The sequence below is a fragment of the Halomarina oriensis genome, assembly GCF_009791395.1.
In the GTDB taxonomy this organism is placed as follows: Archaea; Halobacteriota; Halobacteria; order Halobacteriales; family Haloarculaceae; genus Halomarina; species Halomarina oriensis.
The window spans coordinates 747,214-770,763 of record NZ_WSZK01000015.1 but is presented as its reverse complement, the minus strand read 5'-3'; the positions used below and the strand labels follow the sequence as shown (position 1 = coordinate 770,763).

Here is a 23,550-nt window from a genome sequence, read left to right as displayed (position 1 = left end):
TGTCTGGGAGGCGGCGGGCGTCGGCAAAACGGTTCGCATACCACGTCGCCGCACACTCGCCGCGACGGCGTGTGCCAGGAGACTACGGCGTCAGTCGGGACAGCGACACCCACTCCACCTCACTCCCGTCGACCAGCGCGAAGACGATGGTCTTGCGGACGCCGTGGGCCAGTCGCACGTCGAGCGCCAAATCACGCGGGGCGAACTCGTGGTCGCACCCGACGACGCGGACGAGGAACTCCGAGTGCCCCAAATCGTCGGCGCTCTCGACGTCGGCGTAGGTCCGGAAGTCCGACCCGAACTTGAAGCCGGTCTTGGGGACGACGTCACGCTCGCGCAGTTCGCGGTAGACGGCGAGGCGGCGGTCGAACCGGTCGCCCTCGACCTGCCGGCCGCGCTCGACGATGCCGGCGTGTTCGGCGTCGACGCTGACGGCCCCGCGTTCGGCGAGGTAGGCCGCTTCGAGCAGGGAACACTGGAGCGGGCCGTCCGCCTCGCGGCCGTCGAGCGGCCGGCCGTAGAACGCCTGTCGGTAGAGGTCCGCCGGCGGGTCCCAGAGGACGACGCGGTCGGCGAGCAGTGCGCCGTAGACGTCGCTCGGGAGGTCGGTGTCGCTCGACCCGGTGATGTCGGGGTCGTCGACACCGAGGTACGTTATCTCGGACTCCTCGTCGACGACGGCGAGCGTCTGGTCGAGCGAGGACGCCGCGACGCGTTCGCGTTCGCCGACGACGCGCATCCGGTACTCGATACCGTCGTCCCACGGCCCGTCGCCGCGCGGGTAGACGACGAAGTCCGCCGAGAGGCCGTCGTCGTACCAGCGGGCGGGCGAGAGGTAGAACCCGCGGTCACGGAGGTCCTTGTAGACCAGGAAGTCGAGCGTGCAGTCGGTCGTCGCCAGGAACGACCGGAAGTCCATGCCGTCGACGCTCTCGATGTCCCCCCGGAAGAGGAGGTGAGCCGCCTCCACCGGCGCGAGGTCCAGAGCGTCGCCGTCGGGATGCCCGTAGCCGCGGTTGTCGTAGAACCGCTGGCGACCGGGGGCCGACAGATGTACGACGTCGCCGTCGAGCGCTGCGTTCATACGGTACCTGTCGGCGCCACCACCATGAACGGTCCGCCTCCGCCGTATCGGGCCGTCGCCCGGTGGGTGACTACTCGCAGGTCGCGTCCAGACAGCGAGCGCTCCCCGACCCCGTCCGGAACGCCGGCAGCCCGCAGTCACACGTGCCCGCGACGACCCCGCGCGGGAACGAGAACGCCGTCTCACAGTCGGGGTAGGCGTCACAGCCAGCGAGCAACCCGCCACGACGGATGATACGCAGGTCGTCGCCACACTCCGGACAGTCCCACGCGCGGTCGAACGCCTCCTTCACCGCCGCGTCCAGCGACTCACACTCGCGGTCCAGACAGACCTCGAACGTCGCCCCGCGTTCGGCCCGAATCCGTGGCAGCCCACAGTCACACGTCTCGTCGAGCACCGACGCGTCCCCCGGCAGGCCGTAGCGCACGTCGCAGTCGACACAGACCACGCCCCCCTTCGTGCGGACGAGCGACCCGCCACAGCCCGGACAGGAACCGACGGGCGTTCCGGCGGCGCTCGCGGGCACGCTGCTCAGCGCGTACTCCTCGTGGACCGTGACCCGAAGACGCTGGTCGCCATCGCGGGCGACGATTCGGACCGGGTCGGACTCGACGGTCAGCGCCTCGGGACGCGTGAGCCACGCGACCGGCTGGTAGCCGTCCGCGTCGTGGACCAGCACGGTGTCGTCGGGTTTGACGAGACAGACGACGTGGCCGCGCTGGCAGTTGGCGCGCGGGCCGGTGCCCTCGAACTCGGTCGTACACTCGCCGGCGAACAGTCGGAAGCTTCCGGACATGGCCCTCGCTGGTCGCGTGCTGGTTGAAGAACGCTCGTAAGAGGGCGGTCGTTGCTTCGCGCTCCTCACGGCTCACTGCGTTCGCCGTTCGGGTTCCCGCGGTTCTCGCTCGCTGGCGCTCGTCGGTCGTTGCTTCACGCTCCTCACGGCTCACTGTGTTCGCCGTTCGGGTTCCCGCGGTTCTCGCTCGCTGGCGCTCGCTCGAACCGCGTTACTCCACCCGGACCGTTCGGGACTCGGAGACCGGCGACACCGGCAGGTCAGGGAACGCGACGGTCACCTCGAAGGTCATCTCGTCGGCGCTGCCGCCGAAGACGGCCGCCGGGACGGTGGTCTCCCCGAGGTACGCCGTCGTGTCGGCCATCTCGACGCCGTTGACCGTGACGGCGACGTTCGCCCGTGCGCCGCCGGCCGTCGACCGGACGCGGAGTTCGCGCATGTCGTTCTGGCCGCGACCGACCGAGGACGGGAACTCGCCCCACTCCACCTCGACGACCGGGAGGTCACGGGCGTTCCGGAGCAGCGTCTCGGCGACGCCCTCGGACATCCCGGCGTCGACGAGGCCCTCCTGGCCGGCGGCGACGACGTCCGCGGGCGTGACCATCCCCTCGTCGGCGAGGCGCTGGGCACGACCCGCGCCCACGCCGTCGATGGCGGTCAGACCGACTGCACCCGCACTCACGCCGTGTTCGACTCGTGCCTCGGTGCGTCGGGCGAGGTTCGCGGCGACGGGCGCGTCGAACGTGTCGAGGAACTCCCGGAGCGCGGCGAGCAGGCGGAGCGCGTTCTGCCGGATGACCCACGCGTCGCTCTGGAGTTCACCCGGCGTCGACCCGGTCATGCTCGCCCGGAGGATGGCGAGCACCTTCCGGTGGCCGTCGTCGTCCAGCGAGTCGGAGCCGCTCAGGATACTGTTCACGGCGTCTCGCTCCGCCGAGCGACACGAGACGCTGTCGAACTCCGCCGCGCCCGCGACGCATTCGAGGACCGCACCCTCGTCGACCGACTCGCGCGCCGCCAGGTCGGCGAACCGCTCGGCGGTGTCGAGGCGGAGGTAGTACCGCGAGGCGAGGCGGCCGAGCGCCGTCCCCTCGACGCCGAGGTCCGTCCCCGTCTCGACGAACCCCGACTCGACGAGTCTGGAGAGCGTCTCGCGGACCCGCTCGCGCAGGCGGCCGCCGAAGTCGTAGCCGTCGGGGGCGGACTGCGCCCGAACGTAGTAGAAGGTGGTCTCCAGCCAGTCCATCACGTCCTCTAAGTCCCGAATCGTCCCGAGCGAGATCTCGGCGTTGAGGTGCGCGTCGAGTTCGCCCGCGAGTCTGGACTCTATCTCCTTGCCCTCGCTGAGTAGCTGTTCGTACCGCTGCTTGTCGGAGTACTGGCAGACGACGTAGGCGTAGCCCGCGTCGTCGTAGCCCGGTCGCCCGGCGCGGCCGAGCATCTGGAGGACGTCGAGGGGGCTCATGTCCACCTCGCCCTCCAGCGGGTCGTGGAGCTTGGTGTCGCGGATGACGACGCATCTCGCTGGCAGGTTGACACCCCACGCGAGCGTCGACGTCGAGAACAGCAGTTGGACGTCGCCGCGCTTGAACCACTCCTCGACGCGGTCCTTGTCACCCTTGGCGAGGCCGGCGTGGTGGAAGCCCACGCCGTCGAGGACGGACTTGCGGAGCGTCTGGTTCTGCAGCTCCTGGGCTTCGGTGTGGAAGTCGTAGTCGCCGCGTGCGCCCATCGGGACGTCGCGCTTGGCGAGTTCGTCGCGGGCCTTCTCGGCGGCGCGGACGGTGTCCTGCCGGGAGGCGACGAAGACGAGCGCCTGCCCGCCGTCGCCGATGTGGGGTTCCGCGAGGTCCAGCGCCCGATACAGGCGGCGGTACTTGTCGGCGAACGGGTTGTCCCCCCGCGAGTAGGTCTTGACGCTGGCTTCGAGGGGGACGGGGCGATACGCGTCGTCGAACTCGAAGGTACACTCGGGGGGCGCGTCGAGCCAGCGCGCCACGTCGTCGACGTTCGGCATCGTCGCCGACAGCGCCACGATACGCGGGCCACACAGTCGCCGGAGCCGCGAGATAGTGACCTCCAGCACCGCGCCTCGTCTATCGGAGTCGAGCAGGTGGACCTCGTCGATGACACAGCAGTCGACGTCCCGGATGAAGCCGTAGCGTGCGGAGTCGTGTTTGCGGGTCGCGGAGTCGGCCTTCTCCGGGGTCATCACGAGGATGTCGGCGCGTTCGGCGCGTCGTGGGCTCAGGTCGCGTTCACCCGTGACGACGTAGACGGAGTAGCCCATCTCCTCGAAGCGTTCCCACTCGCTCTCCTTCTCGTTGGTCAGTGCGCGAAGCGGGGCGAGAAACAGGGCCGTGCCCCCGTCTGCGAGCGTCTTGCAGATGGCGAGTTCGGCGAGCGCCGTCTTCCCGCTGGCGGTCGGGGCGCTCACGACGACGTTCTCGTCGCGCTCCATGATGGCCGGGTACGCCGACGCCTGCATCCGATTGAACGAGTCGAACGGGAAGGCGTCGGCGAACTTCGGGAGGCGCTCGGCGACGTTCACAGGTGGTGACGGGAGCGGGCGGCCAAAGACCTAGCGATTGGCGAACTACGCGTCCGCGAACGAGTCGGGAGCGAACGGAGCGGACGGTCGCCTACGCCGCTGCCGCTTCCGCGGCCCGGTCGAGCATCCCCCGTTCGGTCGAGTAGTAGTAGTAGAGACCGAGGCCGACGGCGGCGGCGACGTTAGAGAGCGTCACCGCCCAGAACACGGCGGCGATGCCGAATCCGACCGCCAACGTACCCAGGACGCCCGACCCGAGGACGGCGACCGGGACGCGGACGCCCCAGTGCTGGCCGAGACTGGCGACGAAGCTCGTCCTCGTCCGACTCGCGCCGTTGAAGCCGGCCTGGAAGAGGTACATCGCACCCATCGCGGGGTAGCCGACCGCGAGGATGCGGAGGTACAGCGCGGTGAACTCGCTCCCGCGCGCCGAGAGCGTCGGTGCGAACGTCTCGATGATGAGACCGGGGAGGAACCACTGGACGACGCCGAGGACGCCGAGTCCGACGGCGGCGAGAATCGCTCCCTGCCACGTCGCGCGGTGGGCACGGCCGACGTAGCCAGCCCCGAGGTTCTGGCCGATGACGCTCTGGGCTGCCTGCTGCATCCCGGTGGCCGGGATGACCGCGAGCGAGGCGACACGGAAGCCGACGGCCCACGCCGCGAGTGCGGGAGCACCGCCGACGGCGAAGGCGACGGTCACGAGCAGCACGTCCGCCACCTGCTTGACGACGTTCTGGCCCGCGATGGGACCGCCGACGTCGAACATCTCCCGGACCTCTCCCCAGTCGACCGTCGCCGTCGCCCGCGAGAGCATCCCGCCGTGTGCGCCACGGGCGACCCTGACGTAGCCGTACGACCCGCCGACGGTGTAGCCGACGACGGTCGCCAACGCCGCGCCAGCGATACCGAGCCCGGCGAACTCGACGCCGCCGAGAGTGACCCCGAAGATGAGCACCGGGTCGAGGACGACGTTGACGACGACGGCGATGACGTTCATCCGCATCGCCGTCTTCGAGTCACCCCACCCGAGGAACGCGCCCTCGGTCGTGTCCGAGAGCAAGAGCAGGGGGAGGCCGAGAGCGGTGACGCGGACGTAGGTGGCCGCCAGTTCGAGCGCCGCCGCCTCCCCCGACGCGCTCGGCCGGACCAGCGTGAGCGTTTCGAGCATCGGCCGAGCGCCGAAGAAGACGACCGCTCCCCCGACGACGGCCGAGACGGACGCCACGAACAGCCCCGTGAACATCGCCCGGCGTGCACCCACGACGTCGTCGGTTCCGACGCGCTGTGAGACGAGAATCTGGGTCCCGACCAGCGGGACGTACACCGTGAGCGCGAACAGGAGCGTGATGAGCGGGAGCGTCAGGCCGATAGCCGAGACGGCGGCGTCGCTGAGGCGGCCGAGCCAGAACAGGTCGACGACCTGCTGGACGACCTGGACGAGGTTCTGCACCAGCAACGGAGCCGCCAGCACGAGCATCGCCCGCAACACGGGCCCCTCGGTGATGTCGTCTGGCGAGAGGTCGAACATCTATGCCCGATTTTGCCACACACGTTATTAATTTTTGCAATTTAACTCGTGAACGTCCCTTCGGAGAGAGCGCCGGTCACGAGAGCGGCGGCGGCGTGTCGTCGTCGGGAGAGACCGACCGGCCGACGAGACAGAACGGGTCGCTGGACGGTCACGAAACCCGTTTTCGCCTAAAAGGGGTTGGCCCATACAGGCAGAAGGGGATAGTCTTCGCTCGGCCGTTTGACAGACAGGACATGACACAGCCGACCGACCGAGGACGGCGGGCGAGCGCCCGTCGGGAGCGTGCGAGGACGGGGGCGAGCGGAGAGGCCGAACGAGGGGACGAACCGGCGGACGCCCGTTACACCGACGCCGGGTGTGGCGGCGAGGTGGCCGGCTGATGACGGAACTCACCGGGGCCGCCCGGACCGCCGTGGCCGACGAACGAGACGAGAGAGCGCGGGTGACCGACGACCTGTTCGTCGTCTCGAACCGACAGCCGTACCGACACCGCTACGACGAGGCGGGGAACGTCGTCACCGACCGGCCCGTCGGCGGGTTGACCGCGGGACTGGACCCCGTGGTCCAGCGCGTCGACGGGACCTGGGTCGCGTGGGGCGACGGCGACGCCGACCGAGCGGTCGTCGACGGCGACGACTGCGTCCGTGTCCCGCCCGACGACCCCTCGTACACGCTCCGGCGCGTCTGGCTGGACGACGAGGACGTGGAGGGCTACTACTACGGGTTCGCCAACCAGGTGCTCTGGCCGCTGAGTCACGGCCTGGTCGAGACGATGGCGTACGACGACGACCACTGGGCGCAGTACCGGGCGGTCAACGAGACGTTCGCCGACGCCGTCGCCGAGGGTGTCGGCCCGGACTCGGTGGTCTGGTTCCAGGACTACCACTTCGGCCTCGCGCCGCGACACGTACGCGAGCAGGCACCCGACGCGACGCTACTGCAGTTCTGGCACATCCCGTGGCCCGACTGGGAGACGTTCCGTGCCTGTCCGGTCCGCGAGGCGCTCCTCGACGGACTGCTCGCCAACGACCTGCTGGGCTTTCACGTCCCCCGGTACTGCGAGGCGTTCCTCGACTGCGTCGCGGCGTGTTTCGACGACGCCACCGTCGACGACCGGACCGGCGAGGTCCACCGCGACGGCGAGACGACGCGCGTCCGGGCGTTCCCGATGGGCGTCGACGTCGACACCATCGAGGCGGAGGCCGACGCCTGTACCGACGAGGAGTGGACGGATTTCGCCCGCGAGATCGGCGTCGACCCCGACGTGACGCTCTCGGTCGGTGTCGACCGACTGGACTACACGAAGGGCATCCCCGAACGCCTCGACGCGCTCGAACGGTTCTTCGAGGACAACCCCGAGTGGCGCGGCGAACTGACCCACGTCCAGAAGTTGAGCGAGAGTCGCTCGCGCATCCCGGCGTACGGCGACGTCGCCGACCGGGTCGAGGAGGCCATCGAGCGTATCAACGACCGGTTCGGCACCGACGACTGGCGGCCCGTCGTGCGGGTCGACAGCCACCTCTCGACGACTCGGCTGTACGGCCTGTATCGCCACGCCGACATCGCCATCGTCTCGCCCATCCGCGACGGGATGAACCTCGTCGCCAAGGAGTACATCGCCGCCCAGACGGGCGACCCCGGCGTACTCCTGCTCAGCGAACTCGCGGGCGCGGAGGACGAGCTCGGCGAGTTCGCGCTCTCCATCGCCCCCTACGACACCGCGTCGTTCGCCGAGCACATCGAGACGGCAGTGACGATGCCCGAGGAGGACCGCCGCGAGCGGATGGCGAACCTGCGGGCGGCCGTCGCGGCCAACGACATCGAGCAGTGGATGAGCGACATCTTCGGCGAGGCTCAGGCGGTCCGCCAGGCCCACGACCGATGAGCGAACGGTGGTCGGGACCGGACACGACCGACGGAGCGGCGGGTGAGACCGACTGCGCCCCGCCGAGCACGTCGGACGCCGACCTGCGCGACCGTCTCACGAGCGCCCTGCGTTCACACGAACACGTCCTCCTCTGTCTCGACTTCGACGGGACGCTCGCGCCCATCGTCGCCGACCCCGACGCCGCGACGATTCGACCGGGGAACCGGGAGCGCCTCCACGAACTGAGCGCGCGCGACGACGTCACCGTCGCCGTCGTGAGTGGCCGCGAACTGGCCGACGTCCGTGACCGCGTCGGCGTCGGACGAGTCCACTACGTCGGGAACGCCGGCCTCGAACGGACCCGGCCGGAAGAGGACGGGGTTCGAGTCCATCCGGACGCGAGACGGACCGAGAGGCGACTCGCACGCGTCCGCGACACACTGGTCGACAAACTGGGGTGGACCGCGGGCATCGAAATCGAGGACAAGCGCTGGTCGCTCGCGGTCCACACCCGGAACGTCCCCGAGGACCGCTACGACCGCATCGCCGAGACGGTCGGACGTGTCGCCGACCGCGCGGGCGGACTCCACGTCTCGCGGGGCCGCGAGGTGCTGGAGGTCGGACCGGCCAGCGACGCGACGAAGGGGGCGGCCGTCGCGGCGCTAGCCGACGAGGTCGCGGACGAACACGGCCGCGACGCCCCCACCGACCCGCTGGTCGTCTACGTCGGCGACGACCGCAGCGACCAGACCGGACTGGAGGCGGCCGCCGACCGCGGGGTCGCGGTGTTCGTCGGCGAGGACGGCCCCGACGACGCCCACCACGTCGCGTCACCGGCGGCCGTCGGCGACCTGCTGGGGTGGCTGGCGAGCGACGACGGCGTCGCGGACGACGGGACGCGGTGACGCGCGGCGGGACGCCCCCACGACCGACCGTGACAATCCGCACGCTTTTGCCTCGCCCGACGAACCCTCTCGTATGAGCTACCGGCGCAAACCCGACTGGCTGAAGATGCGGCCACCGTCGGGTCAGCGCTACACCGAGATCAAACGGACCCTCCGGGACCACGACCTCCACACGGTCTGTGAGGAGGCGAACTGTCCGAACCTCGGGGAGTGCTGGAGCGGCCGCGACGGACCGGGGACGGCGACGTTCATGCTGATGGGCGACCGCTGCTCGCGTGGCTGTAACTTCTGTGACGTGGAGACCGGCGGAATGGAACCGCTGGACGAAGACGAACCCGCGAACGTCGCCGAGGCGGTCGCCGAAATCGGCCTGGAGTACGTCGTCCTGACGAGCGTCGACCGCGACGATCTCGAAGACGGCGGGTCGGCGCACTTCGCCGAGACCATCCGCCAGATAAAGCGCCGCGACCCCTCCATCCTCGTCGAGGTCCTCATCCCCGACTTCGCGGGCGACCGAGAGGCCGTCCGGCGGATCGTCGAGGCCGGACCGGACGTCGTCGCACACAACGTCGAGACGGTCGAACGTCTCCAGTGGCCGGTCCGTGACCGCCGGGCGACCTACGAGCAGTCGCTCGCGGTGCTCGAACAGGTCAGCGAGGAGTCCGACATCTACACGAAGACCTCGCTGATGCTCGGCGTCGGCGAGTACGACCACGAGGTCTACCAGGCGCTGTCGGACCTCCACGAGGCCGACGTCGACGTGGTGACGTTCGGCCAGTACCTCCAGCCGTCCCGGTCGCACCTCGAAGTGTTCGACTACGTCCACCCCGACACGTTCGACGTCTGGGAGCGGGTCGCCGAGGAGGAGTTCGGCTTCCTCTACTGTGCTTCGGGACCGATGGTCCGCTCGTCGTACAAGGCCGGTGAACTGTTCGTCGAGGCGCTCGTCCGTGACGGCGCGAGCGTCGAGGAGGCCCGCGTCACCGCCCGCGCCGGGTCGAGCGACTGAGGACGACAGCCCCGGACACGCCGGAGCGACCCGTCGTGTCGAACGGCGAGCGACGGCGAACCGGTCCGTGGTGAACGTTCGTTCGGAATCCGACGTGTAGAGACAACCCGACCCCCGCGGTGTCCAGTTCACTCGCGTAGAACCGACGCTTGTGGAGTAATTCGGGTCGCCGAAGACACGAGTTCGATGCAGGACTCCTCTGGAGTGGCAATAACCAGCACGAACGAAACCGTTTTACGAAAACACTAAGCGGCCGGGTAGTGGATTCCGTCACATGTCATGGAGGGCGGTATGAGTACGCTCCAGCGCGACCCGCGCGAGCGCGTCCAGATTCTCGACGAGGACGGCCGTGTCCGCGACGGTGCCGAGGTACCGGACCTCGACGACGACACCCTCGTCTCGATGTACCGTGCGATGGCCACCGCGCGCCACTTCGACCAGCGTGCGGTGAGCCTCCAGCGCCAGGGACGGATGGGGACGTACCCACCGCTCTCGGGCCAGGAGGGCGCACAGGTCGGCAGCGCGGCGGCGCTCGACCCCGACGACTGGGTCATCCCGTCGTACCGCGAACACGCCTCGGTGTACGTCCGCGGCGTCGGCCTCGACCAGTCGCTGCGCTACTGGATGGGCGACGAACGCGCCAACCGGATGGACGAACAGAACGTGTTCACCATCGCGGTGCCCATCGCCACGCAGATTCTCCACGGGGCGGGCATGGCGTGGGCATCGAAGCTGAAAGGCGAGGAGAACGCGTTTCTCACCTACTTCGGCGACGGTGCCACCTCGGAGGGGGACTTCCACGAGGGCCTCAACTTCGCGGGCGTCTACGACGCGCCGGCCATCTTCTTCTGTAACAACAACCAGTGGGCCATCTCGGTCCCCCGCGAACGCCAGACCGCCAGCGAGACCATCTCCCAGAAGGCCGTCGGCTACGGCTTCGAGGGCGTGCAGGTCGACGGGATGGACCCGCTCGCGGTGTACAAGGTGACCCGCGACGCCGTCGAGAAGGCGAAGAACCCCGCGGAGGGGCAACTGCGCCCGACGCTCATCGAGGCGGTCCAGTACCGCTTCGGTGCGCACACCACCGCCGACGACCCCTCGGTCTACCGCGAGGACGACGAGGTCGAGGAGTGGAAGGCGAAAGACCCGATTCCGCGCCTCGAATCGTACCTCCGGAACAACGGCCTGCTCGACGACGAGTCGGTCGACGCCATGGACCAGGAGATCGAAGACGAGGTGGCGGAGGCCATCTCCGCGGCCGAGGCCGCCGAACGGCCCGACCCCGCCGAGATGTTCGCCGACGTCTACGCGGAGATGCCCAAGCGCCTGCAGGAACAGCTCGATCACCTCGAACAGCTACGCGAACGCCACGGAGACGAGGAACTCCTCGAATGAGTACGCAAGACCAGCAGTCGACACAGAATCTGACGCTCGTGCAGGCGGTCCGCGACGGCCTGTACGGCGAACTGGAACGGGACGACGACGTCATCGTCATGGGCGAGGACGTCGGGAAGAACGGCGGCGTCTTCCGCGCGACGGAGGGCCTGTGGGACGAGTTCGGTGACGAGCGCGTCATCGACACCCCGCTCGCCGAGTCCGGCATCGCCGGCACCGCCGTCGGCATGGCCGCCTACGGCCTGAAGCCGGTCGCCGAGATGCAGTTCTCCGGGTTCATGTACCCGGCGTTCGACCAGATCGTCAGCCACGCCGCACGCCTGCGAAACCGCTCGCGCGGTCGCTACACGGCCTCGATGGTCGTCCGCGCACCCTACGGCGGCGGTATCCGCGCACCGGAACACCACTCCGAGTCGAAGGAGGCGTTCTACGTCCACGAACCGGGCCTCAAGGTCGTCATCCCGTCGACACCCTACGACACGAAGGGGCTGCTCGCAGCCTCGATTCGTGACCCCGACCCGGTCATCTTCCTCGAACCGAAGCTCATCTACCGCGCGTTCCGCGAGGAGGTGCCCGACGACACCTACACCGTCGAACTCGGGAAGGCCGCCGTCCGCCGCGAGGGCACCGACATCTCGGTGTTCACGTGGGGGGCGATGACCCGCCCGACGATGGAGGCCGCCGAGGACCTCGCCGAGGACGGTATCGACGTCGAGGTCGTCGACCTGCGGACGCTCTCGCCGATGGACACCGAGACCATCGTCGAGTCGTTCAAGAAGACCGGTCGCGCCGCCGTCGTCCACGAGGCCCCCCAGACGGGCGGTCTCGCCGGCGAGATTACGGCGACGATTCAGGAGGAGGCGCTGCTCTACCAGGAAGCGCCCGTCAAGCGCATCACCGGTTTCGACGTCCCGTTCCCGCTGTACGCACTGGAAGACTACTACCTGCCCGAGAAGGCCCGTGTCGCGGACGGCATCCGCGAGGCGGTGGAGTTCTAGATGGGCGTCCGCGAGTTCAAACTCCCCGACGTCGGGGAGGGCCTGACGGAGGCCGAGATCGTCAACTGGCTCGTCGAAGAGGGCGACCCGGTCAGCGAGGACCAGCCGGTCGCCGAGGCCGAGACCGACAAGGCCGTCGTCGAAGTCCCCTCGCCCGTCAACGGGACGGTCAAGGAGATTCGCGCCGAGGCCGGCGAGATGGTCCCGGTCGGGAACGTCATCATCGTCTTCGAGACCGAAGGCGAGGACGGCGAGAGCGCGTCGGAGTCGACCAGCGCCGACGACGAGGGCGTCTCGGCGGGCGACACCGAGGAGACCGCAGGTACCGAACAGGCGGCAGAGACTAACGGCGCGAGCGCCGATGCCGAAGAAGTCTCGACCCCCGAGGGTCGCGTCTTCGCCGCCCCGAGCGCCCGTCGACTCGCCCGCGAGTTGGGCGTCGACATCGCGCAGGTCGACGGCTCCGGTCCCGGTGGCCGGGTGAATGACGCCGACGTGCGCGCACACGCCGACTCCGGTGGCGAGGCGGACGACGAGTCCGACGCTCCCGAGGCCCCGACCGACGGCGTCAAGTCCGCCACGAAGCGCGTGGGAGACGAGGGTGACAGTGGCTCCGCGGGCGCATCGAGCGCACAGGCTGCAAACGTCGAGAGCGCCGACCGCGAGCGGACGCTCGCCGCGCCGGCCACCCGCAAGCTGGCCGAGGACGAGGGCGTCGACCTGAACGCCGTCCCGACCGACGAGGAGCGCGACGGACAGGCGTTCGTCACGCCCGAGCAGGTCACGCAGTACGCAGAGGCGATGCAGGCGGCTCAGGAGGCCGACACCGAAGCGGTGCAGGCCGGCACCTCCGAGAGCGCCGAGGACGAACGCGTCCCGTACCGCGGCATCCGCCGCACCATCGGCAAGCAGATGGCGCGCTCGAAGTACACCGCCCCGCACGTCACCCACCACGACGAGGTGGACGTCACCGAACTCGTCGCCACGCGCGGCGACCTCAAGGACGTGGCCGAGGAACGCGGCATCAAACTGACGTACATGCCGTTCGTCATCAAGGCCGTCGTCGCGGGCCTCAAGGAGTTTCCGTATCTCAACTCGACGCTCGACGAGGAGAGCGAGGAGATAATCCTGCGGAAGGATTACAACGTCGGCGTCGCCGTCGGCACCGACGCGGGTCTGATGGTCCCGGTCGTCAAGCACGCCGACCGGAAGGGGATGCTCCAGATGTCCTCGGAGATGAACGAACTCGTCGAGAAGGCGCGCGAGCGCTCCATCTCCCGGACGGAGATGCAAGACGGGACGTTCACCATCACCAACTTCGGGGCCATCGGCGGCGAGTACGCCACCCCCATCATCAACTTCCCCGAGACGGCGATTCTCGGGCTGGGGGCCATCAAGGAGAAACCGCGCGTCGTCGACGGCGAGGTCGTCCCGCGCCACGTGATGACGCTCTCCCTGTCCATCGACCACCGCGTCATCGACGGCGCACAGGCCGCCGCGTTCACGAACCGCGTCATGGAGTACCTGGAGAACCCGTCGCTCCTGTTGCTGGAGTAGTCGGCTCGCAGTCGCTCGATTTCTCTCCGTTCTCCTTCGGAGTCGGTCGTCAGACGGCGAGGAGTGTCACGGTTCTGCAGTCGAAACGGAGGGGTTGGCAGACCATCGCAAACGGCGTGAGTCGGGTGACGACGCTCAGGAGTCGGTCGGCGTCGGGGTCGATTCGCACTCGTAGCCGGTCGTCGTGAGAAAGTCGACGTCACCAGCGTCCGAGATACGAACGGAGACGACGATACACGGTGTGTCCGCGTGGCTCTCCGAGAAGTCGCGTTCGTGCCAGTCCTCGCCGGCGAGTTTCGCCCGGACGGTGACGGGACGGTGGAGCGAGTCGAGGATACTGGCACGGGTGACGGTCGAACCCATTCAGTTACCCTCCGCCGCCTCGATATCCGTTCTTCCAGTGTATCGACGCTCGCCGTCCGCTACCACCTCGACACGCACCTCGTGGGCCTCGTCGTGGTGGTTCCTGATGCCGATGCTGCCGATGCGAAGCGGGTCGGGGTCGGCGGGTGAGTCGAAGACGCTACATCCGGCGAGCGTCGTGAGTGCCCCGGCACCGACCGTTCGGAGAACCGCTCTGCGTGTGGTGGGGACCATCGTGTTCAGTCGTAAACGAAGAGCAATAGGTTCTCTGACGAGTGAGATTCGGCGAAACCGACGAGCGAACTACTGCTCCTCGTCGGCCAGCAGGTCGCTCGCGGTGACGAGCGACTCCAGTTCGAGGTCGTGTTCGCGGAGCAGGTCGCGGGCACCCTCCTCACGGTCGACGACCACGATGACCCGACCGACCTCGGCACCGGCCTCCCGGAGTGCCTCGGCGGCGTCGAGCGCGCTCTGGCCCGTCGTCGCGATGTCTTCGAGGACGACGACCTCTTCGCCGTCGTCGAGGCGGCCCTCGATGCGGTTTCCGGTGCCGTACTCCTTGGCCTTCTTCCGCGCGATGACGTACGGTGTGCCGGTCTCGACGCTCGTCGCCGCGACGAGGGGGACCCCACCGAGTGCGACGCCGGCGAGTTTCGAGACGTCCGCCGTGCGCTCGGCGAACGCCACGGCGACGAGTTCGAGACACGTCGGGTCCGTCTCGAAGAGGTACTTGTCGACGTAGTAGTCCGACGTGCCGCCGTGGGAGAGTTCGAACTCGCCGAAGCGGACCGCCTCGGCCGCCCGAAGCGCGTCGATGAGTCGCTGGGTGTCGCTCATGTGCGTGGCTCTGCGAGGCGACGTTGTAAGCGTCCCGGAGCGCGCTGCGGTGGTCCGAAGAGCTTTGTTCACGCTCGAAAACAGGACGGTATGAACCCCCTCCAAGCAGGCACACCGGTCCCACAGGTTCCACAGAACGGTCCGGACCCGCTCTGGCTCGTGTCCAGCCTCGTCCTCGGACTCGTCGCTGCGAGTCTGTCCTTCCTCGGGACGTACCTCCTCGTCCGGTTCGTCCTCGTCGGCCTCGCCACCCGAACGTTCGACGAGCGAGCGTTCGACGGCCGGGTCGTCCTCGCCGCGAAGGCACTCGCGTTCTGTGACGCTGTCGTCGCCGGGACGTTCGGCCTCCTCGTCACCGGAGTGGGGTCGTTCCTCTACATCCCGCGCTGGTTCCTCACGGTCTCCCTCGGCGGAACGGCGGTGTTCGTCCTGGCGATGGGGACGGTTCGACTGGAACGCGCGCTCGGCAGTCGCGGGTTGGCGTAGGCAGTCCGAGCAAACCGTGGCAGGGAATCGTACCGTGAGTGAACGCAGTGAGCGAGCGGGCCGAGGAGTGACCGTAGGGAACGACGAGGCTTTTGGTCCAGATTTTGCCAGCGAGTGAGCGACGCGAACGAGCGCAGCAAAAGGTGGGTTCTAGTTGAAATCGCGGACCGTCAAGTTCAGCGTGTCCAAATCGAGGATGGGCGCGAACGCGTGGTCGGGTTCGATGTTGACGGACTTCTGGAAGTCGGTCTGTTCCTGCCAGCAGCCGGAGTTGATGGCGAGCACGTTGTGGTACTTCCCCCAGCCGAGTTTGTGGACGTGGCCCGTGTGGAAGACGTCGGGCACCGCCTCCATGACGAGGTAGTCGCGTTCCTCGGGCGCGAGGCGGGTGTGGCCGCCGTACTGTGGGGCGACGTGGCGCTTCTTGAGCAGCTGGTACATCGCCTTGTGCGGTTCGTCGTAGCTGGCTTTCTCCTCGGGGAGTTCGGCGATGACCTCGTCCAGCGAGACGCCGTGGTACATGAGGACGTCGACCCCCTCGACGGAGACCATCGAGGGGTTCCCCGAGATACGGGCGTCGTGAGCGTTCAAAATGTCCCGGAGCTCCTCGGTGAAGCCGGGTTGGGGTTCGGCGAGGCGGACCGCGTCGTGGTTGCCCGGAATCATGACGATCTCCATGTCGCCGGGCACCTCCTTGAGGTGTTCCGAGAACGCCTCGTACTGCTCGTAGATGTCGACGATGGAGAGTTCCTCGTCCTGGTTCGGGTAGACGCCGACGCCCTCGACCATGTCGCCGGCGATGAGGAGGTACTCCACTGACTCGGCTTCGGCGGTGTGGAGCCAGTCGGCGAACCGCGACCACGCCTCGCCCATGAACTCCTGGCTGCCGACGTGGACGTCGGAGACGAGCGCCGCCTGGACGTGGCGGTCGGCGGTGTTCGGGCGGTGGGTGCGGGGGATGTCGGGGAAGTGCAGCGAGTCGACGAACAGGATGCTGCCGTCCCCGCTGAGTGTCCCGTCGACGGCGACGACCTCGTCCAGCAGTAGCTGGTCGACGAGTTCGGCGATGGGTTTGTCCTTCATCACGAGACAGGGGAAGACGCCCTGCGTGTCCTCGAGTTCGACCAGCCAGTGCCCGCTGGCCGTCGAGCGCACGTCGTTGACCATCCCGATGAGCGCGGCGTCCTCGCCGCCGGGGCTGGATTCGAGCGACCCGGTGGGGCGGTGGGTGACGCGGCCACGGAGCACCTTCGAGAGGCGCTCGTAGCGGTCGCGGAACACCGTCACGAACTCGTCGTACTCGCCGGTGCCGGTCGACCGACCGGTGACGTCACCGGTGATGGTGGCGGGGACGGGCGAGCGGCCGCCGACCGCCGACCCCTCCGCTTCCACTGCAACTCCGGTTCCGTCCGTCGTCGCCGAGTGCTCGGGCGCTGCATCGGAAACGGGGGGGGTCGCCGTCGCCGGAGGCTGCGGGTTTCGGGGAGGCGTCGGTCGGAGCGGCCGTCGGGTCCGGGACCGCGCCGCGGTCCAGCGTCTCGCGGACGTGGTCGGCCGAGAGTTTGAGGGCGTGGTCGGGGACGGTGTCGAGGGCGGCCGCGAGCGCACGTTCGGGGTCGGAGGCACCCGCGAGCAGTGTCACCGCCTCGCGGTCGGCGTTGTAGCCGCGGCGCGCGAGTTCGGTGACGATTCGCTGGGGTGTCTCCAGTGGCACACCCCAGAGTCCGTCGGTGGCAGCAAAAACGTAGCGTCTCCGGTCGGGTCGGCGCGTGGCCCCGAGCGTCGACACGGCCGTGCCGAGGACGACCGTCAGCGGGCGTCGGACGGCGGAATCAGCCACGAACACGGGAGACAGAAGGTTGAAACGCTCCGGTGAGATAGGTGGTGACGATGAAAGACCCCGGTGAGGAGGGCGAGCGACCGGTTGGATTCGGTTGGATTCGTTGGCTCTTCACCACCGACCACGAAGCCGTCGTCTACGTCCGCGAGGTCGCGGGGAGCGTCGCGGCGGTAGCGCTGGTCGGCGCACTCCTGTTCGCCGTCAGCGGCATCTGGCCCCCGCTCGTCGCAATCGAGTCCGAGAGCATGGAGCCACACATCTCGAAGGGCGACCTCGTGTTCGTGATGGAAGAGGAACGACTCGCCGACGGCGCGGCGACCGTCTCGAACGGGGAGTCGACGGGCGTCGTCACCTATCGAACCGGTCAGGAGACCGGCTACACGAAGTTCTCTCGACCCGGAGACGTCATCGTCTACGAACCGGACGGGAGCCGATTCGCCACCCCCATCATCCATCGCGCGATGTTCTGGGTCGAGGACGGCGAGAACTGGTACGACCGCGCGAACCCGGAGTACGTCGGTCGGTACGACGCCTGTGAGACAGACGACGACCCCATCACCGACACCGCGCTCCCCGCCTGCCCCGCCCCCAACGCCGGGTTCATCACGAAGGGTGACAACGGCGCGACCAACGGCCAGTACGATCAGGTCGCCGGTATCGCCGACAACCCCGTCGACCCCGACTGGGTCGTCGGTACCGCGGAGTTCCGTATCCCGCTGCTGGGACACGTCCGACTACTGTTCGGCCTCCTCGGCGGCAGTGGCGGCACCCTCACGACCCTCGCGGCAGGACTGACCGGTGCGCTCGCACTGGCGTTCGACGCCCGGTCGGTGTGACCGACGGCGACCCAGAGTACCGTTTCGACTGGAGCCACACGCTATGCCAACATCACTCATCGGCCGCTACTCACCAGTCTCCGACGTCAGTGTGCTGACAGCCACGACTCTCGACACGAAACGGACGGGTCGCTGTCGTAACAGTTCGTCGGTGAGAACCGGACGGCGTGGTCGGGCGGACGGTGACGGCAGGCGAACGGCGGGACGGTCGTTCAGGAGTCGTCGAAGCGGGCCTGGACGAACGGCTGGGCGTCCTCGACCTCGCCGAGTCGGGAGTCGGCCAGCAGGACGCTCTTGGTCTCGTCGAGGGGAACCGAGAGGCTCATCTCCTTCGTGCGGCCGTAGCGGCCCTTCGAGACGACGACGGCGTTGACGATGCCGAGCATGTCGAGTTCGGAGATGAGGTCGGTCACCCGACGCTGGGTGAGTACGTCCATGTCGATCTCCGCACAGAGGCGTTTGTAGATGTTGAACACCTCGCCGGTGTTAATGTTGTGGACGCCGTTCTCTTCCAGCAGGATGACGGCGTAGAGGACGAGTTTCGACTGCGTCGGGAGGGTTCGAACCACCTCGACGACGCGGTCCAGTTCGATCTTCTCCTGGGCGCGACGGACGTGTTCCTCGTGGATGTTCTCGGTCCGGTCGCGTTCTGCGAGTTCGCCCGCCGTCCGTAACAGGTCGAGCGCACGTCGCGCGTCGCCGTGTTCTTGGGCAGCGAACGCCGCACACAGCGGGATGACGTCCTCGGAGAGCGTGTCGGGTTTGAAGGCGATGTCCGACCGGTGCTGGAGGATGTCCCGGAGCTGGGTGGCGTCGTACGGCGGGAAGACGATCTCCTCCTCGCCGAGACTCGACTTGACGCGTGGGTCGAGGAAGTCCGTGAACTTCAGGTCGTTCGAGATACCCATGATGGAGACCCGCGAGTTCTCCAGTTCGGAGTTCATCCGCGAGAGGTTGTACAGCGTGTCGTCGCCCGATTTCTCGACGAGTTTGTCGATCTCGTCGAGCATGATGACGACGACGCGTTCGCGGTAGTCGACCGCCTCGAAGAACGTCGAGTAGACGCGGTCGGTCGGCCACCCGGTCATCGGGACCGGTTCGAACTCCTCACGGTCCGCTTCGAGGTTCTCGATGCGGGTGTCGAGCGCCTCGCGGTCGTCGAACGCCGTCTCCTCGATGCTGGCGGTTCCGTCGTCGAGGTCGTCGCGCCGGGCGTCGAGACGCTCCAGTTCCTCGGTGATGTACGCGACGTTCTCGTCGATGAACTTGTTGGCGAGCTGGGCGAGCACGCGGTACTGCGTGTCGGTCACCTCGCAGTTGATGTACTGGACCTCACACGGCACCTCGTACTTCTGGGAGGTGGTCTCCAGTTCGTCGCTGACGAACTTCGCGCTCGCCGTCTTTCCGGTCCCCGTCTTCCCGTAGATGAGGATGTTCGACGGCGTATCCCCGCGCAGGGCGGTGACGAGGATGGTCGCCATGTTGTTGATCTGCTCCTCGCGGTGCGGGAGTCGACGGGGCGTGTACGACGGTCTGAGGACCTCCTTGTTCTCGAAGATGGGTTCGCCGCTCAGCAGGTCGTCGAACAGTCCCGGCGAGGCCTCGTCCGGCCCCGGTGCGGACTCGGGGTCGGGGTCGGTCGACGGGTCGATGGTGGTTCCCGGTCGGTCGGCGGCGGTGGCGTCGCTCGCCGGCCGCCGCTCGCCGCGCCGTCGTTCGGCGGTGACGGAGTCGTCGTCGAAGCGGTCGCCCGTCTCCTCGTCGCTCGTCGTGTGGACGGTCCCCGACCCGTCCCCGCCGTCACCGGCGTCCGGTCGGTCGTGGTCGTCGTGGCGGTCCTCCCGGCCATCGGAGTGTTCACCATCCGCAGGCCCGTCGTCGGTATCCGAATCTGTGTTCATACGTGTTGCTACCCCTCCGTTTCGGGTGGAGTGGCCCGCACGCAGTCGGTGAAACGCCCGTCTTCTCCCTGTAGAAGGTGTGATACGTCGGCCGACGCACCGATACGTGTCCAGTTGATGCAGGAGAACACCAAGCCGAGGTATCAATTAAGTATTGTGGTCCCCGTACCGAGCCACCGGCTCGACGGCCCGTATAGCCCTCGAAACGGTCGAAAGAGACCGATGAGGCGGTACGGTAGGAACGACGCGCACCGGCGGCCGGGGGCGACCGCGCCCCCCGTCGTTTCGGGTGCGGCGTCGAGGGGCCGACACCGGCGGCCGCAGTCGGAGGCCGACGGGTTAGGTCACCACGAGACGGCCACTACCGAGATGGGTCCGGACCAGTCGTCCGGTCTCGTCAGCATCGGTCTCGTCAGCAGGCCGGTCCCTCTCAGTTGACCTTTCCCGCCAGTCCACGCTCGCCGCCGGTCGACGCTACTCACCAGTCCCTCGAACTCCGGGTCGGACCGAATCGGGCCGGGGGGTGGGAGGCGGGCCGGGGTGGGAACCGCTGCGGAAGCGAAGAGCGGGGATGGGTCGGGGCCGGCGGTGGGCCCGGAGTAACTGGTCCACGGGGCGCAGTTCAGTGCGTGTCATTTCTCGGATGCGTGTCGGTGACAGTCACGGCCGAACCCCCCCACCCCCTCGTTTCGGGTGGAACGCTGATAAGGCGGGGTGGGGGGGCCGGCGACGGCACGAGGTCGGCTAGTGACGGAAGATTCATATACATGTCCAGTGTACCAGACCCGTAGTAGGGACAACACCCCGTATTTTGTTTGTTTCTAGTCTATACTGTTGGAGAGAACTGGTTCCGCACGGTTCCGTTCTAGTTCTAGAGACGAACGGTCCGGTCGACTGGTCCCGGCCCCTCGTCTCGGCCCGGGGGGCCGCCCGTCTCCACTCGAAACGAGGGGGTGGGGGTTTGACAAACGTGCTAGAACAGTCACTGAACGTTCTAGTGACCTCTAGCGCCATCTAGCCGTTCTAGCACAGACGGCATCACTTCGTGTCGAACCCCCCACGCTCCTCGCTCCTTCCAGGTGGACCGGCGACACGTCGCGTTCTCCGCCCGTCGTCACCACGTGTCGGTCGCCGGTCGTCAGTCACCGGTGGGTCGCCACTCGTCGGCGGTAGCCCTCGTTCCGGCAGTCGCCGCCGGTCGGTGGCCGGTCGACCCGCCCCCGGAGAACCGCCGCCTGGCGGGCTCCGCCGGTAGACGACGCCGATACTATCGGGATTCGTACACATGTCTGACGCAGTGTTAAGTGAGTCGGGTCGGCTATGGCAGATAGACCCGCCCGTACTGGGCCGGGGAGGATACATCAGGATGGGACTGCTGACCGAACTCAGATCGAGTATTTCGCGTGTGACGTCGAAGCTGTTCGCACCCGATCAGGGGCCGAAGCGAATCGGCATCTACGGGCCACCGAACGCCGGGAAGACGACACTTGCGAACAGAATCGCCCGCGACTGGACCGGTGACGCCATCGGCCCGGAGAGCCACGTCCCTCACGAGACGCGCCGTGCTCGCCGCAAGGAGAACGTCGAGATCGAACGCAACGGCAAGAGCGTCACTATCGACATCGTCGACACGCCCGGCGTGACGACGAAGGTCGACTACAAGGAGTTCCTCGAACACGACATCGAGAAGGACGACGCCGTGCGTCGCTCCCGCGAGGCGACCGAGGGTGTGGCCGAGGCGATGCACTGGCTCCGCGAGGACGTCGACGGCGTCATCTACGTCCTCGACAGCGCGGCCGACCCGTTCACGCAGGTCAACACGATGCTCATCGGTATCATCGAGTCGAAGGACCTCCCCGTCCTCATCTTCGCCAACAAGACCGACTTAGAGGAGTCGAGCGTCCAGCAGATCGCCAACGCGTTCCCACAGCACGAGACGGTGCCGCTGTCGGCGCTCGAAGGCGACAACATGGACGAAGTGTACGACAAGATCGCGGAGTACTTCGGATAATGCCAGGCATGCAACCACCAGACGGCGCACCCGAGACCCCCGACGGCGTCCAGATCGACCTCATCAGCGCGGGCCGGATGTCGAACCTCCGGACGATGGAGAAGATTCGGACCATCCTCGACAGCGTCCACGACGGCAACATCGTCATCCTCGAAGACGGCCTCTCCCCCGACGAGGAGTCGAAACTCATCGAGGTGACGATGAGCGAGATCAGCCCCGACGGGTTCACCGGTATCGAGATCGAGACCTACCCCAAGCCGTCGAACGACGGCGGCCTGTTCAACCGGCTGATGGGCAAGGGGTCGGACAACGACAACAAGCTGACCGTCATCGGCCCCGCGAACCGCATCGAGACCCTCCACAAGGACGAGAACCTCATCAGCGCGCTGGTCACCCGGAGGTAGTCGGCGTGCCCCACCAGTGTACCGCCTGTGGACACACGTTCGAGGACGGGTCGAAGGAGATGCTGTCGGGCTGTCCGGGCTGTGGCGGCACGACGTTCCAGTTCCGCCCGAGCGGCGCGTCCGCGGACGACGTGTCGGGAGCGGCCCCCGACGCCACGGACGCCGGCGCTCCCGGCCCGACCGACGAGACGCCACCCGAACGCGAGTCGGGCGGGGTCGCCGAGCGGATGGGCCGAACCGCGACGGCGATGCGCGACTGGATGCACCGCGACGACTCGGAGGAGGCCGACCCCACCCGAAACGGAACCGGCGAGGGCACCGACACGGGACGCGAAGACCCCTCGACTTCGGGTCGACCCGACGACCGACCATCCACGTCCACTCCCGACCCCTCGACGAGCGACGAACGGGCCACTGGTGAGGCGACGAGCGACACGACGGAAGCCGACACGCCACCGACCGACGCGGCGGCGAGCGACGCCCCGAGCACCGGGACGTCGAGTACCGAGACGACGGCGGCCGACGCCACCGAGACGACGGCGGCCGACGCCACCGAGACGACTGCCGCCGACAGTACCGAGACGACTGCCGCCGACGCGACCGGTGACGACGGTCTGGCGGCGTGGCCCGACCCACCGGACGTGAGTCACGTCCGCGAGAAGGACCAGCGCGTCCACCGTCGTCGCCCGACGACGCGTCCTCCCGAGTCGGAACGACCGACCGAGACGCGAGCACCGACCGAGGCGACCGACACGGCGGCGAACGACGCCCCGAGCGCCGCTCCACCGAGTGCCGAGACGACGGCGGCCGACGACACCACCGAGGACGGCCTCATCGTCGCCGACGAGGAACCGGTCGACGGGTCGGCCGAGGACACCGCACAGGCGAGCGCGCGCAGCGAGATGGCACGGCCCGACGAACTGCCGCCGCGCCGGGAGCCGACCCCCGAGTCGGGCCGCGTCGTCAGCGAACCCAGCGGCGAGAAACCCGACATGGCCGAACTCCGCGAGGAACTCAACGAGCAGTTCGAGTCCATCAAAATCGTCGAACCCGGCCAGTACGAACTCAACCTGATGGAACTGTACGACCGCGAGGAGTACATCATCTCGCTGCGGGAGAACGGCCGCTACGTCATCCAGATGCCCGAAGACTGGCTCGGCGACCGGATGGAGTGAC

General features: G+C 68.0%; 20 protein-coding genes and 1 pseudogene. 12 read left to right on the top strand and 9 right to left on the bottom strand.

What is annotated here, in order from left to right:
- Nucleotides 1–82: 82 nt before the first annotated feature.
- The 4 genes from endA to GQS65_RS10530 form a co-directional block, all read right to left on the bottom strand.
- The gene (endA, locus tag GQS65_RS10545) at nucleotides 83–1,084 is read right to left on the bottom strand and encodes a tRNA-intron lyase (protein WP_158204552.1); all 1,002 of its coding nucleotides are present in this window, start codon (nucleotides 1,082–1,084) and stop codon (nucleotides 83–85) included.
- Between the two features lie 70 nt (nucleotides 1,085–1,154).
- On the bottom strand, nucleotides 1,155–1,880 hold the full coding sequence (locus GQS65_RS10540) for a topoisomerase DNA-binding C4 zinc finger domain-containing protein (protein WP_158204551.1): 726 nt from the start codon (nucleotides 1,878–1,880) through the stop codon (nucleotides 1,155–1,157).
- A 211-nt stretch (nucleotides 1,881–2,091) separates the two neighbouring features.
- Nucleotides 2,092–4,431, bottom strand: coding sequence for a DEAD/DEAH box helicase (locus GQS65_RS10535; RefSeq protein WP_368280048.1), 2,340 nt, complete (start codon nucleotides 4,429–4,431; stop codon nucleotides 2,092–2,094).
- A gap of 91 nt (nucleotides 4,432–4,522) precedes the next feature.
- Entirely contained in the window at nucleotides 4,523–5,962 is a 1,440-nt protein-coding gene (locus GQS65_RS10530; protein ID WP_158204550.1) for an MATE family efflux transporter, read from the bottom strand.
- Nucleotides 5,963–6,198: 236 nt separating this feature from the next.
- Here GQS65_RS10530 and GQS65_RS10525 point away from each other — a divergent pair, with 236 nt between their 5' ends.
- The 7 genes from GQS65_RS10525 (at nucleotide 6,199) to GQS65_RS10495 (ending at nucleotide 13,696) form a co-directional block, all read left to right on the top strand.
- Complete coding sequence (locus tag GQS65_RS10525) at nucleotides 6,199–6,345, top strand: hypothetical protein (RefSeq protein ID WP_158204549.1); 147 nt, start codon at nucleotides 6,199–6,201, stop codon at nucleotides 6,343–6,345.
- The gene (locus GQS65_RS10520) at nucleotides 6,345–7,850 is read left to right on the top strand and encodes an alpha,alpha-trehalose-phosphate synthase (UDP-forming) (RefSeq protein ID WP_158204548.1); all 1,506 of its coding nucleotides are present in this window, start codon (nucleotides 6,345–6,347) and stop codon (nucleotides 7,848–7,850) included. Before GQS65_RS10525 ends, GQS65_RS10520 begins: the two co-directional genes overlap by 1 nt.
- Nucleotides 7,847–8,737: a trehalose-phosphatase gene (otsB, locus tag GQS65_RS10515; RefSeq protein WP_158204547.1), complete on the top strand. Its 891-nt coding sequence runs from the start codon at nucleotides 7,847–7,849 to the stop codon at nucleotides 8,735–8,737. Before GQS65_RS10520 ends, otsB begins: the two co-directional genes overlap by 4 nt.
- Nucleotides 8,738–8,810: 73 nt before the next feature.
- Nucleotides 8,811–9,746 carry a lipoyl synthase gene (gene lipA, locus GQS65_RS10510; protein WP_158204546.1) on the top strand — a complete coding sequence of 312 codons (936 nt, stop codon included), beginning with the start codon at nucleotides 8,811–8,813 and terminating at the stop codon, nucleotides 9,744–9,746.
- A gap of 291 nt (nucleotides 9,747–10,037) precedes the next feature.
- Entirely contained in the window at nucleotides 10,038–11,141 is a 1,104-nt protein-coding gene (pdhA, locus tag GQS65_RS10505) for a pyruvate dehydrogenase (acetyl-transferring) E1 component subunit alpha (RefSeq protein WP_158204545.1), read from the top strand.
- Entirely contained in the window at nucleotides 11,138–12,139 is a 1,002-nt protein-coding gene (locus GQS65_RS10500) for an alpha-ketoacid dehydrogenase subunit beta (protein WP_158204544.1), read from the top strand. Before pdhA ends, GQS65_RS10500 begins: the two co-directional genes overlap by 4 nt.
- Entirely contained in the window at nucleotides 12,140–13,696 is a 1,557-nt protein-coding gene (locus GQS65_RS10495) for a dihydrolipoamide acetyltransferase family protein (RefSeq protein ID WP_158204543.1), read from the top strand. It begins immediately after the preceding gene.
- 135 nt (nucleotides 13,697–13,831) lie between these two features.
- Here GQS65_RS10495 and GQS65_RS10490 read toward each other — a convergent pair whose 3' ends face one another.
- The 3 genes from GQS65_RS10490 to pyrE form a co-directional block, all read right to left on the bottom strand.
- The gene (locus tag GQS65_RS10490) at nucleotides 13,832–14,059 is read right to left on the bottom strand and encodes a hypothetical protein (RefSeq protein WP_158204542.1); all 228 of its coding nucleotides are present in this window, start codon (nucleotides 14,057–14,059) and stop codon (nucleotides 13,832–13,834) included.
- Complete coding sequence (locus tag GQS65_RS10485) at nucleotides 14,060–14,293, bottom strand: hypothetical protein (RefSeq protein ID WP_158204541.1); 234 nt, start codon at nucleotides 14,291–14,293, stop codon at nucleotides 14,060–14,062.
- A 69-nt stretch (nucleotides 14,294–14,362) separates the two neighbouring features.
- Nucleotides 14,363–14,896: an orotate phosphoribosyltransferase gene (gene pyrE / locus GQS65_RS10480; RefSeq protein ID WP_158204540.1), complete on the bottom strand. Its 534-nt coding sequence runs from the start codon at nucleotides 14,894–14,896 to the stop codon at nucleotides 14,363–14,365.
- A gap of 90 nt (nucleotides 14,897–14,986) precedes the next feature.
- On the opposite strand from pyrE, the gene GQS65_RS10475 reads away from it, so the two are divergent.
- Nucleotides 14,987–15,382: a hypothetical protein gene (locus tag GQS65_RS10475; protein WP_158204539.1), complete on the top strand. Its 396-nt coding sequence runs from the start codon at nucleotides 14,987–14,989 to the stop codon at nucleotides 15,380–15,382.
- Between the two features lie 150 nt (nucleotides 15,383–15,532).
- On the opposite strand, the pseudogene GQS65_RS10470 reads toward GQS65_RS10475, so the two are convergent.
- Nucleotides 15,533–17,096, bottom strand: a pseudogene (locus GQS65_RS10470) (DNA-directed DNA polymerase II small subunit).
- Nucleotides 17,097–17,272: 176 nt separating this feature from the next.
- Here GQS65_RS10470 and GQS65_RS10465 point away from each other — a divergent pair.
- A complete protein-coding gene (locus GQS65_RS10465; protein ID WP_158204538.1) occupies nucleotides 17,273–18,058 on the top strand; it encodes a S26 family signal peptidase in 786 nt (261 codons plus the stop codon).
- A gap of 212 nt (nucleotides 18,059–18,270) precedes the next feature.
- On the opposite strand, the gene GQS65_RS10460 is transcribed toward GQS65_RS10465, so the two are convergent.
- The gene (locus GQS65_RS10460) at nucleotides 18,271–19,959 is read right to left on the bottom strand and encodes a Cdc6/Cdc18 family protein (RefSeq protein WP_303646295.1); all 1,689 of its coding nucleotides are present in this window, start codon (nucleotides 19,957–19,959) and stop codon (nucleotides 18,271–18,273) included.
- A 1,366-nt stretch (nucleotides 19,960–21,325) separates the two neighbouring features.
- Here GQS65_RS10460 and GQS65_RS10455 point away from each other — a divergent pair.
- The 3 genes from GQS65_RS10455 to GQS65_RS22125 are packed head-to-tail and all read left to right on the top strand — an operon-like array spanning nucleotide 21,326 to nucleotide 23,549.
- Entirely contained in the window at nucleotides 21,326–21,970 is a 645-nt protein-coding gene (locus GQS65_RS10455; protein WP_158204537.1) for an Era-like GTP-binding protein, read from the top strand.
- Nucleotides 21,970–22,374 carry a DUF2073 domain-containing protein gene (locus GQS65_RS10450; RefSeq protein WP_158204536.1) on the top strand — a complete coding sequence of 135 codons (405 nt, stop codon included), beginning with the start codon at nucleotides 21,970–21,972 and terminating at the stop codon, nucleotides 22,372–22,374. The genes GQS65_RS10455 and GQS65_RS10450 overlap by 1 nt, the downstream gene beginning before the upstream one ends.
- 5 nt (nucleotides 22,375–22,379) lie before the next feature.
- Nucleotides 22,380–23,549, top strand: coding sequence for an OapC/ArvC family zinc-ribbon domain-containing protein (locus tag GQS65_RS22125; protein WP_158204535.1), 1,170 nt, complete (start codon nucleotides 22,380–22,382; stop codon nucleotides 23,547–23,549).
- The last annotated feature ends 1 nt before the right edge of the window (nucleotide 23,550 follow it).